Here is a 12,765-nt window from a genome sequence, read left to right as displayed (position 1 = left end):
TGCAGCACGCGCGATGTGGCCAGGCCGTATCGGCGCACCTTGCAATCGGGCCGACAAGCGGCCCGTGGATTAGCCCGGCTTCATCCGGGCAGAGTTGAACAATGGCCAGTCAATGGCCAAGAAGTGGCAGCCCGCTGACGCAAAGATTCATGCACTCAGGCCGCCGCGTGTGAGTTAAAGGCTAGTCAGTTGCCCCGTCCCTTGCTGTAAAAATGTGTAAGGGGAGGCTGTAGCACTGCTTAATACGGCAGTAACATGGCATGCGGTGCACGACGAATGCGCCACATGTTGACGGGGTTTTGACAACGCTGGCGAAGGTGTTGAACCTGGCAGTGATGGCAGCTGACGCGCGCTGCGGGCACGCGGCTAATCGTCGGCAGCGAGCGGCGGTGCGATGTGCTCCAGCGGCCGGCGTTCGGCGTCGATGCCGAAGCGCAAGGCCAGCAGCCCGGCGACGATCATCAGCACCGCGCCGCAGCCGTAACCTGCCGCCACGGCTTCGCGGCTGCCGCTTTCAATCAGCGCGCCCAGCAGCACCGGCGCGATAAAGCCACCGGTGCCGGTGCCCACGGCATAGAACACCGAGATCGCCAGGGCGCGCATTTCCAGCGGGAAGACTTCGCTGGCGGTCAGGTAGGCGGAGCTGGCCGCGGCCGAGGCCAGGAAGAACACCGCCGACCAGCATAGCGCCTGGGCGCGTGCATCGAGCCAGCCTTCAACGAAGGCCCAGCCGGTCAGTGTCAGGCCGATGCCGGACAGCACGTAGGTGGCCGCAATCATGCGCCGGCGCCCGATGTGGTCGAACAGCGGGCCAAGCAGCAGCGGCCCCAGGGCGTTGCCCAGCGCAAAGGGAAAGATATACAGCGCCACGCGCGCTTCCGGCACGGCATAGAAGCGTGTCAGCACCAGCGCATAAGTGAAGAAGATCGCGTTGTAGAAGAAGGCCTGCGCCACCATCAGCGCCAGCGTGATCACGCTGCGGCGGCGGAAGCGCCGCAACAGCAGGCGCATGACTTCGCCCACGCCCGGCGCGGCGCGCCGGCGCATGGCCACCGCGACGCAATCGGATGCCACCGGCGGCAGCGGGCCGTGGCGGGCGCGCACCTCGGCCTCGATCGCGGCGATCACGCGCTCGGCCTCTTCCAGCCGGCCGTGGGTGGCAAGCCAGCGCGGGCTCTCCGGCACATGCTTGCGCACCAGCACGATTGCCACGGCCAGCACCGCGCCGAGCGCGAAGCAGACGCGCCAGCCCCAGACCGGGCCGAACACGCGCGCATCGAGCAGCACCAGGCTCAGCCCGGCGCCCAGCGCCGCGCCCAGCCAGAAGCTGCCGTTGATGGCCAGGTTGACGCGCCCGCGCACGCGCGCAGGGATCAGTTCGTCGATGGCGGAATTGATGGCCGCGTATTCGCCGCCGATGCCAAGGCCGGTGAAAAAGCGGCAGGCCGCAAAGAAGGCAAAGCCGGGTGAGAACGCGGTTGCCAGCGTCGCCACCATGTAGACCGCGAGCGTGGCCAGGAACAGCCGCTTGCGCCCGAGGCGGTCGGCCATGCGCCCGAACACCAGCGCCCCCAGCACCGCGCCGGCGATATAGAGCGAGCCCGACCAGCCCACCTGCGTCGCGGTCAGGCCCAGCGTATCGGGGCGCTCCAGCACGGCGCCGACCGAGCCTACCAGCGTGACTTCCAGGCCATCGAGCACCCAGGCGACGCCCAGCGCAATCGCCACGCGCCAGTGCCAGCGCGACCATGGCAGGCGGTCCAGCCGCCCGGGAATGTCGGTGCGGAATGCGGTGTCGACGGGAAGGCTGGCGAGGGCGGTATCGGTTGGCATTGCCAACCATTATAGGAAACGGGTGCAAACGGGTGCCGCCGCGCTCAGCGATACAGCACCGTGGGCAGCCAGAGGCCGATGCCGGGGAAGACGTAGAGCAGCACCAGCGCAATCAGCTGGATGCCCATGAACGGCAGCATGCCCAGGAAGATCTGGTTCAGCGTGACATGCGGCGGCGCCACGCCCTTCAGGTAGAACGCGGCCATTGCCACCGGCGGCGACAGGAAGGCGGTCTGCAGGTTCAGCGCCACCAGCAGCCCGAAGAACAGCGGGTCGATGCCGAAGTTGTCCAGCAGCGGGATAAAGATCGGCATGAAGATGATGATGATCTCGGTCCATTCCAGCGGCCAGCCGAGCAGGAAGATGATCAGCTGCGCCAGGATCATGAACTGCACCGGCGACAGGTTCAGCGACAGCACCCATTGCTCGACCAACGCCTGTCCGCCCAGCAGCGCGAACGCCGCAGAGAAGATCGACGAGCCCACGAACAGCCAGCACACCATGGCGCTGGTCTTGGCCGTCAGCAGCACCGATTCCTTGACCACGCGGAAGTTCAGCTGCCGGTACGCTGCCGCCAGCAGCGCGCCGCCGAGCGAGCCCACCGCCGCGGCCTCGGTCGGCGTGGCCAGCCCGAACACGATCGAGCCCAGCACCGCCAGGATCAGCAGCGCCAGCGGGAAGAACGACGACAGCAGCATCTTGAAGATTTCCAGCCGCGCGAAGCTGAAGCGCCAGTAGAAGTACACCAGCACTGCCGCCACGGCCGCCAGCGTGATCCAGAACCAGCGGGGTGCCGATACCGCAGCCGCCGCCGGTGCTGGCTGCGCCCCGGCTGGCGCTGCAGTGGTGGGCGCAGGGGTGGCAGCGGCGGGGGCGGCCGGTGCGGCGGGCGCAGCGGATTCTTCCACCGGCGGCGCCTGCAGGTCGTCGAGTGACGTGCTGCTTTCCTCTGCGCCGCCCAGTGACAGCGGTGCTTCCACCGCGACGCTGGCGGCGGGCGCGGTCACCGCGCTGTATAGCGTTCCCATCACCAGCACCACGGCGATCGCCGGCAGCAGCACGATGCCCAGCTGGCGCGCGAACACTGCGGTCGGCAGGTCGGCATTGCGCGGGCCCTTGAGCGCGCGCATCAGGCCGGCACCGAGCGCAGGCAAGGCATGGGTGGCGCCGCGGGCTTCCAGCGTGCGCGCCACCGGCGGCAGCGGCACCACCCGCTCGGCTTCCGGCAGCGGCGGCGCGAGCGCGGGCTTGAGCTTGGCCAGGATCAGGATGTAGAGGATATAGAGCCCGGTCAGCATCAGGCCGGGGAAGAACGCGCCCGCATAGAGCTGCACCACCGACACGCCCGCGGTGGCGCCGTAGACGATCAGCAGCACCGACGGCGGGATCAGGATGCCCAGGCAACCGCCCGCGGTGACCGCGCCGGCCGACAGCGAGGTGTTGTAGCCCGCGCGCAGCATGGCGGGGAAGGCCAGCAGGCCCATCAGCGTGACCACGGCGCCGACGATGCCGGTGGCGGTCGCGAAGATCGCGCAGGTCACCAGCGTGGCGACCGCGAGCGAGCCGGGAATCCACGCCAGCGCAAGGTGCAGGCTGCGGAAGAGCTTTTCGATCAGGTTGGAGCGCTCGACTAGGTAGCCCATGAACACGAACAACGGGATCGAGATCAGCACGTCGTTGGTCATGACGGCATAGGCCCGCTGCACCATCAGGTCCAGCGTCTGCTGCACCGCGATCGAGGGGTCGGCGTGGCGGTAGGCCAGCCAGGAGAACAGCACGCCCATGCCCATCAGCGTGAACGCGGTGGGGAAGCCCAGCATGATCGCCACCACGATCAGCGCCAGCATCAGCAGGCCGAGATGCCCGTTGGTCCAGTCCGCCGGCGCGGGCATGAACCACGCCACGGCGCCGACAATCAGCACCATCAGGGAAACGCCAAACCACAGTTCCTTCCTCATCGGCCGGCTCCAGGCTGGTCGTTACGCGGCGGCGGTGACTCGGCCAGCTCAGCGGTAGGGGTGCCTTGCACCATCTCCTTGAGCTGCTCGACATCGACTTCCTCGACATCGCCTTCGCGCAGCGGCCAGCTGCCGTTCGCCAGGCACACGATGCAGCGGATGGTCTCGGCCACGCCTTGCAGCAAAAGCAGCGCGCCGGCCACGGGAATCACTGCCTTGAACGGATAGATCGGCGGGCCGTCGGCGGCGATGGAAGAGTGTTCGTCCTGTGCCAGCGAGACCTCAAAGAAATCAATGCCGGCCCAGGCCAGAGCGATCACCCCGGGGAAGAAGAAGGCCAGGTAGAGCACCAGGTCGATGGACGCCTGCATCCGCGGCGACAGGAAGCCGTAGAGGATGTCGCCGCGCACGTGGCCGCGCTTGGCCAGGGTATAGGCGCCGGCCAGCATGAACAGCGTTCCGTACAGCATATTGCTGGCATCGAACACCCAGGCGTGCGGTGTACCCAGCGCATAGCGCGAGAACACCTCGTAGCTGATCATCAGCGTGAGCCCGATGATCAGCCACGCGCCGGCCTGCCCGACGAAGGTGCTGATGCGGTCGATGCCAAACAGCAAGCGTTGCACGGTATGGCCCCCGGCGTGGCGTGGCTCAGGTGCGTTTGGAGAAGTAGTGGCTCGTTGCCAGCCGGAAATCGACGTTAGTGTCGTTCTGCCAGCGCGTGGCGCGCTCGGCGAAGGCCTTCATCGAATCATTGACCTTCTTGAACATCGGGTTTTCTTTTTCCTTGCGCGCCACGATCTCATCCCATACCTTCAACTGCGCCTGCAGCACCGAGTTGGGGGTCGCATAGAACTTCACGCCTTGCTTCTGCAGCGCCTGGTAGTCCTTGGAATAGCGGTCGATCGCCTTGATCGACATATCCGCGGACGCCGCCTCCACCGCGTTGGCGATCAGCGCCTTGAGCTTGGCCGGCAGCGCGTCATAGCGTTTCCGGTTGAACAGGATCTCGAACTGCTCCGAGGGCTGGTGGAAGCTGCGCAGCATGCAGACCTTGGACACATCCTGGAAGCCCAGCGCGCGGTCCGAGCTGGCGTTGTTGAACTCGGCCGCATCGAGCAGCCCGCGGTCCAGCGCCGGCACGATCTCAGCGCCCGGCAGCGCATTCACCGCGGCGCCCAGGCCGGTGAAGATGTCGATCGACAGCCCCACCGTGCGGAACTTCAGCCCCTTGAAGTCTTCCGGCTTGGTGATGGGCTTCTTGAACCAGCCCAGCGGCTGGGTCGGCATCGGGCCATACAGGAACGACACCACGTCCAGGTTGAGGCTGCGGTAGATCTCCTGCTGCAGCTCCTTGCCGCCGCCGTACTTGTGCCAGGCCAGCAGCATGTTCGGGTCCATGCCCCAGGCCGGGCCCGAGCCCCACAGCGCCAGCGCCGAGTTCTTGCCATACCAGTACGCGATCACGCCATGGCCGCCGTCCAGCGTGCCCTTGCTGACCGCGTCGATCAGGTCGAAGGCCTTGACCACCGCGCCCGCGGGCAGCAGCTCGATCTTCAGGTCGCCGCCCGACATATTGTTCACCTTGGTGACGAAGTCGCCGGCGAACTCATGGAAGATGTCCTTGGTGGGCCAGGTGCTCTGCCAGCGCATCGTGACCGGGCCTTGCGCCTTGACGATGGCCGGGAAGCCCATTGCCGCGGCGCCCGCGGCCGCACCGGCGGCCCCCCCGAGGAAGCCGCGCCGGGAAACGCCTGGCCTGGTTTCCGCTTCAGGTTTTGCCGCGCCTGCTTTCCTTGTCCTGGATGCCATGACCGCCTCCATTTGCTGTGTGTGGGATTACCCGCGAGCGCCGGCCATGGGGGGCCGAGACAACTCGCCACTGACGCGAACATCGGAAAAGTCGGGAAATCTGGAGCATGCCGGGCCAGTGGCCGCGCGGCAGGAGCGGGCGTGCAGGTGGCCCGTGATTCCCTTCATGGTAGGAAAGGGACAGGGAACCACAATCTAGGGATTACCCGCGCGGTGTGGGCCCGCGCACTTTGTGGCGGCGCCGGCCGATGCCGCGGATCCGGGACTGGGCGGCTCAGGTGCGGGCGATGCCGACCGTGAACTCGGCCTCCAGCAGCCCCGCCGCATCGGCGGCCTGGCGCACGCGCATCTGGTTCGGGTGGGATCCCGCGATCGGGTCCTGCGCGGTGGCGCGCGACGGCACGCCGCGCGCGCGGTAGGCCGGGTGGCTGCCCAGCACCTCGCGGTTCAGGGTATCGCTGAAATACAGCTGGCTGGTCAGGGCTTCCGACCGCCCGAGCAGCACCTTGAAGTGGATATGGATGGCGCGTGGCGCGTACCAGCCGGGATAGATCGACGTGAACGTGGCCACGCCGTCCTGGCTGGTAGGCTGGACGCCGCGCAGGAAACGCGCCTGGCGGTTGCCGCGGCCCTCGCCGCTGTAGCTGCCGTCGGCATCGCAATGCCAGATGCTGACCAGCGCACCCGGCACCGGCGCGCAGCCGCGCCCGGCATCCACCACCCGGATGCGCAGCCGCAAGGGCTGGCCGGGCCGGTCGTCGCGGATGTCGGCGCGCACCAGGGCATCGTCAAGGTAGAAGGGGCCTTCGGTGGCGGCGGGCGTCAGCAGGCAGGCGGCAGGGGTGGCTGCTGCCGCGCCGGGTGCGATGCCGGCAGCGGCAAGCAGGCCGCCCAGCTCATGCAGGAAGCGGCGGCGCGCCGCGTCGGTGTCTGCCGCGCTGTCGGCGCCAATTGCCGGGCGCACTGTCATCGTGGGCTCCGTGGTGATCCGCGTGCGCCTTGCGGCGCGTGGTGCTGCCGCGCGGGCTCCGGGACGTCAGCGCCCCATCGCCTTGAGCATCGAGTAGCCGTGGCTGGTGATGCGTGGCTCCTGCCGGCGGCCGTGCAGGATCTCAAGTTGTACAAGTTGCTTTTCGACCAGTGCCTTCAGGTCGATGGGGTCGATCTGGCGGGAGTCGCTGGAATCGAGGGAATCCGGACCATCGCTCAACAATAGCAGTGTGGCAAGTTCATGCGGGCTCAGCACGTTCGTCTCCTTGGCTAGAGGGGGGCGTTTGCTGGGAGTCTGCGCGGCGCAGCAGGCGCGGCGCGGGAAGAAGTCGAGAAGTCGTGGAGACGATGCGGGCACATGCCGCCCACGTGTGCTGCGCTGCGGTGAAATGCTGCAACGCGACATCCTGTCTCCGGCGACTAATTGGTTTGACGAGGCCGGCAGCACGCGGTTCCGTGCAACGGCTCGCCGTTACATGTGACCGGGCGTCGCACCGCCATCATCGTCATTCCTCCTTCATTATCAGCTTGTCACGATGACAATGTGATGGCCATGCCGATGCTGTGGAATTAGGCGGCAGCCTACCGCCCTTGCACCGCTTGCGCCGCATCGCGGCTTCTATTGGCCCTGCTGCTCGCGCCACGCCTCGTACAGGTCGATGCCCTCGTCGCGCGCCGGCACGTAGGCCAGCGTCATCTCCCGCTGCTCCAGCGGCCGGGCCAGCTCGATATAGCCGCGCTCCGCGGACAGGTCGTAGGGTTCGCCATCTTCATTGGAGTAGGCGTAGTAGACCGCCTTCACGCCGGCCAGGTACATCGCCGACAGGCACATCGAGCAGGGGTAGCCGCTGGCGTACACCGTGCAGCCGCTCAGGTCCGGCTTGCCCAGCGCCCGGCTGGCGGCGCGCACCGCCTGCATTTCGGCGTGTGCGCTCGGGTCGCAGTTGGCCTCCACCTCGTTTACCGCGCGGGCCAGCACCTCGCCGTCCCTGACGACCACGGCGCCAAAGGGCCAGGTATTGCGTTCGCGCACGTTCTCCATGGCGAGGCGGATGGAATCAAGCAGATAGGCTTCTGTCGTGGACACGCGTTGTCTCCCTTGAGGCCTGGCCCGTGCAGGCGGACGATGGTTCGGGCCTCGGGAATATAGGCCACCTTGCGCCGGCATGGTGGCGTGGGTTGTTATAGGGCGTATTTGGGCCGTGCGCGTGCAGCACCGGCTATTAGCGATGGCACTGGCGCGCATTCGAATCCATAACTTCGCGCGGCGTGGCCGGCATGACAGAATGCACCGGACCGCATCGATATCCCCTTACACCTGACGCATCCGCACGGAGGAAAGAACATGTTGGCGGCGCGCCTGTCCATCTGCCTTGCCCTGGTCATTGCCATGCTGACATCCACCCCAGCCGCCGCCGGCGGCCCAACCGAACAACGGTTGCGCGAGGCCGCGGCCAGCGGCAACGCCGCGCAGGTCACCGCACTGCTTGGCCAGGGCGCCAGCATCGAAGACCGCGATGCGCAGGGACGCACGGCGCTGCTGCTGGCCACCCACCACAACCGGGTGCAGGCGGCCAGGGTCCTGATCGATGCCGGCGCCGACGTGAATGCAAAGGATGCCATCCACGACAGCCCCTACCTGTATGCCGGCGCGCGCGGCTACAACGAGATCCTGCGCCTGACGCTGGCCCACGGCGCGGACCTGCGCAGCACCAACCGCTATGGCGGCACCGCGCTGATTCCCGCCGCCGAGCGCGGCCATGTCGAGACCGTGCGCACGCTGATCGCGGCCGGCGTGGCGGTGAACCACGTCAACAAGCTCAAGTGGACGGCCTTGCTGGAGGCCATCATCCTCGGCAACGGCGGGCAGGCCCATACCGAGATCGTGCGCCTGCTGGTCAGGGCGGGCGCCGACGTGAACCTGGCTGACGGCGACGGCATCTTGCCGCTGCAGCATGCGCGCCAGCGCGGCTATACGCAGATCGAGCAGATTCTCAGCGCCGCCGGCGCACGCTGAACCCTGCGCCGCAAGGCGGCTCGCTCTCGCCTGCCTCATATATACTGTCAGTGTGCATACAAAATGGTGAGAGCGATGTCTGCGAGAGCGAAACGCAACGCAACGAGCGGCAGTCATGAGGTGGCGGATGCCGTGCCGGAAGCCGATCCGGCGAAAGAATTGCTCTGGGCCCGTCCGGGGTTCCTGGTGCGGCGCTTGCACCAGATCCACGTCGCGATGTTCTTCGAGGAGTGCAAGTCTCCCAATATCACGCCCGTGCAATATGCCATCCTGACGGTGCTGTCGGTGCTGCCGGGGCTGGACCAGACCTCGCTCGGGCAGGAGGTCGGCCTGGACCGGACCACGACCGCCGACGTCGTGCGCCGGCTCGAAGAGCGTGGGCTGGTAGAGCGCCGTGACAACCCCGCCGACCGGCGCACCCGCCATGTCTACCTGACGCGGGAAGGCAAGAGCGTGGTCACGGCGCTGCGAGCCGACATGGCGCGTGCGCAGGAGCGCATGCTGGCGCCGCTGAAGCCCGCTCAGCGCGAAGTGTTCATGGACCTGCTGGCGACGCTGGTGGAAGCCAACAACCAGTACAGCCGTACCGTGCTGCGCAGCATGTAAGCCCGGCGGCGGGCGCAAGGCCCGCCGCGCGCACGCGCTAGACTGGGTAGACCAGGTCGTTGGCGATGATGGTGGTGTCGTAGACGACCTGCCGCTCGCGCAGCAGCAGCCTGCCACCCTGGCGGCGGAACCGGTCGTAGTAAGTCCCCGCCAGGTGGATCGTGGTGGGGCCCTCCACCAGCGTTTGCAGCAGCATGTAGTTGGCCTGTGCCAGGATATCGCCGTCCGCGGTTTCGTCGCTGATGCGCGTGTTGGTCACCAGGTGCAGGTTGTAGCGCGGCGCGAACATCTGGGTATTGGCAATCGCAGCGGCGCGGTCGCGCATCATGCCCACCCCTTCGGCGTAGACCAGCCCCACCGGCAGGTTGCGCTCGGCATTCTCGCGCGCGGTGATCCGGTAGAGCGCGTCCTCGGTGAAGAAGCGGGGCCATTGCTCCACCAGGCCGGCGTCGAGCACCGCGCAGTATTCCGCGTGGAAGGCCTCGATCTCCAGTCGCAGTTCAATGGCGCGCGCGGTGCCGAGGGCGCTCTCGCGATAGAGGGAATAGTTCATCGGTTTCATGTTCTGGGGAATCCCGTTAGCCGCCGTTCAGAATCCCATCACGCCGCGGTAGTACTGGTACATCGCACGGATGGCGGATTCGGAGATCAGGGAGTTGGAGGTGCCGACCTGGTCCGGATCCAGCTTGAGCACATTGAGGTCGCTGCTGGAGCGGCGCACGCCTTCCTGCACGAACTTCATCGCCTCGTTGTCCTCCAGCCCCAGGAAGCCTGCGGGGCCCATCAGGTTGCCCTGGCGCAGGCGGTGTTGCGTCATCTCCTCGGTATCGTCCTCGTAGCCGAACATGGTCCACAGCATCAGCATGCTGTCCGGCCCGTTGGGCACGATCTGGCGCACGCCGAGGGTGTTCATTTCGCGCTGCACGATCAGGTTCGGCCAGATCGTCTGCATCGTCACCGACCACGGCGAATCGAACTCTTTCACATACTCCAGGAAGCGCTCGTCTTCCAGGCGCATGCCTTCATGGTATGAGCGCATCTCCTTCTTGTTCTCGTCGCTGACCGCCGCGTACTTGTCCTCCTTCTTCGCCGACGCCATGGTGCCGTGGCGCCCGTGCACGGGATCGGCGATCATGGCGCTTTCATTGCCCGCCACCAGCAGCCCGAACACCACCAGGAAGGAGTGCAGCAGCGTGGCGTGGTACGGGTCCTTGAGGTTCTCGTGGTACATCTTCCAGTTGCACGGGAGTTCGTTCTTGTAGTACCCGAGCACCTTGAGCGGCTTGCCGTTGAAGACGATGTCGAAGTCCTTGAGGATCTCCGGCGTCAGGTAGTCTTCCAGGCTTTCCATGTCCGCCGCGTACGAGGCGAAGACCACGCCGTTGCGCGTGGCCACGTTCAGCTTGACCAGGCCGTGGTCCTCGTTGCGGAAGTCCCTGGGCATGCCGCCCGCGCGATTGACGCCGCGCTTGAACGGAACGCCCTGCAGGTTGCCCTTGAGGTCGTAGGACCACTGGTGATAGGGGCAGACGAATTCCTTCGCATTGCCCTGGCTGTGGCGGCAGAACTCGGCGCCGCGGTGCGCGCAGCGATTTTCGAAGACGTTGACCGAGCCGTCTTCGGCGCGCGACACCACCACCGGCGTCGCGCCGACATAGGAGCGCTTGTAGTCGCCGGCGTTGGGGATCTCCGCTTCGAGCGCGACGTAGTTCCAGGAGCGTCCGCGAAAGATCTTCTGCAGCTCCAGGTCATGCACCGCCTTGCTGGTGTAGACCCAGTCCGGGATGTAGTGCAGGCTGTCTTCGGGCCAACGGCAGCCGGCCAGGCCGGCGTCTTTCTTGCCCAGCGTGTGCTGGATCACCGCTTGTGTCTGGTACATGTGGGAGTCCTTTCAGAGTGTAGTGGGCTGGCCGCTGCCGTCGGGAGGTCGCGCACCAGCTGTCGCAGCGGCAAGGCGTCGTCGCACAGCCGTGGCAGCAGGTCTTCGACGGCATGGCCGAAGAGCGCGCGCAGCGGCCGCAGGTCGCCGCCGGCATTGATGGCGATGGCGTGGCTGAGCCGGCCGTGCCGGGTGCCGAGCAGCATGAACCTGGGGCAGGGCGCGTCGCTGGCGGCGATGCCACGCCAGGCGTAGCGGGTATCGGGAGTGGCCGCGCCGAGCATCTGCACGTTGCAGCCGAACTGGTCGGTCCAGAACCACGGCATCGCCGCGGGTTCGGCCTGCACGCCCAGCATGGCCGCGGCGGCGAGGCGCGCCTGCTCGTTGGCGCTTTGCCAGGATTCCAGCCGCATGTGGGCGCCGAACCGGGGCTGGTACTGGCTGCAGCAGTCGCCTGCGGCATAGATGCCGGCCGCGCTGGTGCGGCCCTGCTGGTCGACCCGGATGCCGCCGTTGGCGGGGTCCAGCGCCAGGCCGGCGGCGGCGCCAAGCGCCACCTCGGGCGTCAGCCCGATCGCGACCACCACCAGCGGCGCCTGCAACGCCGCGCCGTCCGCAAGCCTGACCTGCACGCCATCGGCCTGCGGTACCAGGGCCGCGATGCCGCAGCCGAGCCGCAGCTCGACGCCTTGCGCAAGCACGCGCTGCGCCAGCCAGCTGCCAAGCTCAGGCGGCAGCGCGCGGCCGAGCAGCCGGTCGGCGCTTTCGATCAGCGTGACCCGGAGGCCGAGTCCGGCCGCGGTCGAGGCCGTTTCCAGGCCAAGGAAGCCGCCGCCGATCACGATCACCTCACGCGCGCGCTGCATGGCATCGCGCAGGCGGGCGGCGTCGTCGAGCGTGCGCAGGTAGTGCACGTGGGGCGTGCCCGGGGGAAGCGTAGGCAGGACGCGCGCATTGCCGCCTGTGGCGAGCAGGCAGGCGGCGTAGCGAATGGCCTCGCCATCGGCGCAGTGCGCCATGCTGTGCGCGGGATCCAGCGCGGTGACCGTGGTGCCAAGCCGCAGTTCGATCTCCTGCCCGGCATAGAAGCCGGCGGGGTGCACGCCGATCTTGCCGTCCTGCGCGGCATCGGCGAGCACGGACTTGGACAGCGGCGGGCGTTCGTACGGTGCATGGCGCTCGCCGCCGGCCATGACGATGCGGCCGCGATGGCCGAGCCTGCGCAGTTCGGCAGCGGCCATCGCGCCAGCCTGGCCGGCGCCGACAATCAGGATGGGCGTGTCTTGTGGCATGCTCGGCTCCTTCAAAGCTCGACCCACACCCGGCTGTCTTCGAACTTGACCGGGTAGGTGCGGATGTCGCTGGTGGCAGGCGCGCACATCGCCTTGCCGGAGCGGATGTCGAAGCGGGCCTGGTGCAGCGGGCACTCGATGCAGCCGTCTTCCAGGTAGCCGTCGGACAGCAGCGCGTACTGGTGCGTGCAGACGTTGTCGGTGACGAAGTACTGGTCGTCGCTGCGATAGACGGCGAGCTGGCGGTCCCCCAGCGTGAGCGGCATTACCTCGTCGTTCTGCAGGCCGTGAGCGGCGTCGATTTCAATCCATGCCATGGCGATCTCCGTGAATTGGATTTGTCAGTATGCTGAATATATAAGATCAGTGTACTGATGT

13 protein-coding genes are annotated in these 12,765 nt (G+C 67.1%); 2 read left to right on the top strand and 11 right to left on the bottom strand.

Annotated features, from left to right (window positions below; all coding sequences use genetic code 11):
• Nucleotides 1-366 precede the first annotated feature (366 nt).
• From CF68_RS13340 to CF68_RS13310, 7 genes are all read right to left on the bottom strand, one after another.
• Nucleotides 367-1,833, bottom strand: coding sequence for an MFS transporter (locus tag CF68_RS13340; RefSeq protein WP_035819494.1), 1,467 nt, complete (start codon nt 1,831-1,833; stop codon nt 367-369).
• A gap of 44 nt (nt 1,834-1,877) precedes the next feature.
• The gene (locus tag CF68_RS13335) at nt 1,878-3,791 is read right to left on the bottom strand and encodes a TRAP transporter large permease subunit (RefSeq protein WP_035819492.1); all 1,914 of its coding nucleotides are present in this window, start codon (nt 3,789-3,791) and stop codon (nt 1,878-1,880) included.
• Entirely contained in the window at nt 3,788-4,417 is a 630-nt protein-coding gene (locus CF68_RS13330; RefSeq protein WP_035819488.1) for a TRAP transporter small permease subunit, read from the bottom strand. The genes CF68_RS13335 and CF68_RS13330 overlap by 4 nt, the downstream gene beginning before the upstream one ends.
• A gap of 25 nt (nt 4,418-4,442) precedes the next feature.
• Nucleotides 4,443-5,486, bottom strand: coding sequence for a TRAP transporter substrate-binding protein (locus tag CF68_RS13325; RefSeq protein WP_200872559.1), 1,044 nt, complete (start codon nt 5,484-5,486; stop codon nt 4,443-4,445).
• A gap of 391 nt (nt 5,487-5,877) precedes the next feature.
• A complete protein-coding gene (locus tag CF68_RS13320; RefSeq protein WP_035819484.1) occupies nt 5,878-6,573 on the bottom strand; it encodes an intradiol ring-cleavage dioxygenase in 696 nt (231 codons plus the stop codon).
• Nucleotides 6,574-6,639: 66 nt separating this feature from the next.
• Nucleotides 6,640-6,849, bottom strand: coding sequence for a hypothetical protein (locus CF68_RS13315; protein ID WP_035819482.1), 210 nt, complete (start codon nt 6,847-6,849; stop codon nt 6,640-6,642).
• Between the two features lie 363 nt (nt 6,850-7,212).
• Nucleotides 7,213-7,680, bottom strand: a complete 468-nt coding sequence (locus tag CF68_RS13310) for a nucleoside deaminase (RefSeq protein WP_035819480.1) — start codon at nt 7,678-7,680, stop codon at nt 7,213-7,215.
• A 258-nt stretch (nt 7,681-7,938) separates the two neighbouring features.
• Here CF68_RS13310 and CF68_RS13305 point away from each other — a divergent pair, with 258 nt between their 5' ends.
• The gene (locus CF68_RS13305) at nt 7,939-8,610 is read left to right on the top strand and encodes an ankyrin repeat domain-containing protein (protein WP_035819477.1); all 672 of its coding nucleotides are present in this window, start codon (nt 7,939-7,941) and stop codon (nt 8,608-8,610) included.
• Nucleotides 8,611-8,685: 75 nt separating this feature from the next.
• Complete coding sequence (locus CF68_RS13300) at nt 8,686-9,216, top strand: MarR family winged helix-turn-helix transcriptional regulator (RefSeq protein WP_035819474.1); 531 nt, start codon at nt 8,686-8,688, stop codon at nt 9,214-9,216.
• Between the two features lie 37 nt (nt 9,217-9,253).
• Here CF68_RS13300 and CF68_RS13295 read toward each other — a convergent pair whose 3' ends face one another.
• From CF68_RS13295 to CF68_RS13280, 4 genes are read right to left on the bottom strand one after another with little or no spacing between them, the layout of a single operon-like run.
• The gene (locus tag CF68_RS13295) at nt 9,254-9,769 is read right to left on the bottom strand and encodes a nuclear transport factor 2 family protein (RefSeq protein ID WP_235205761.1); all 516 of its coding nucleotides are present in this window, start codon (nt 9,767-9,769) and stop codon (nt 9,254-9,256) included.
• Nucleotides 9,770-9,805: 36 nt separating this feature from the next.
• Nucleotides 9,806-11,095, bottom strand: coding sequence for an aromatic ring-hydroxylating dioxygenase subunit alpha (locus CF68_RS13290; RefSeq protein WP_035819469.1), 1,290 nt, complete (start codon nt 11,093-11,095; stop codon nt 9,806-9,808).
• Nucleotides 11,074-12,387 (bottom strand): NAD(P)/FAD-dependent oxidoreductase, encoded by a 1,314-nt coding sequence (locus CF68_RS13285; protein WP_051591523.1) that lies wholly within the window; start codon nt 12,385-12,387, stop codon nt 11,074-11,076. The genes CF68_RS13290 and CF68_RS13285 overlap by 22 nt, the downstream gene beginning before the upstream one ends.
• Before the next feature lie 11 nt (nt 12,388-12,398).
• Nucleotides 12,399-12,704, bottom strand: a complete 306-nt coding sequence (locus tag CF68_RS13280) for a non-heme iron oxygenase ferredoxin subunit (protein WP_013952434.1) — start codon at nt 12,702-12,704, stop codon at nt 12,399-12,401.
• Nucleotides 12,705-12,765: the final 61 nt, after the last annotated feature.

This window comes from Cupriavidus sp. SK-4, from assembly GCF_000611125.1.
Lineage (GTDB): Bacteria > Pseudomonadota > Gammaproteobacteria > Burkholderiales > Burkholderiaceae > Cupriavidus > Cupriavidus necator.
The sequence above is the reverse complement of the archived record's forward strand: the minus strand, read 5'-3'. Positions and strand labels throughout refer to the sequence as shown.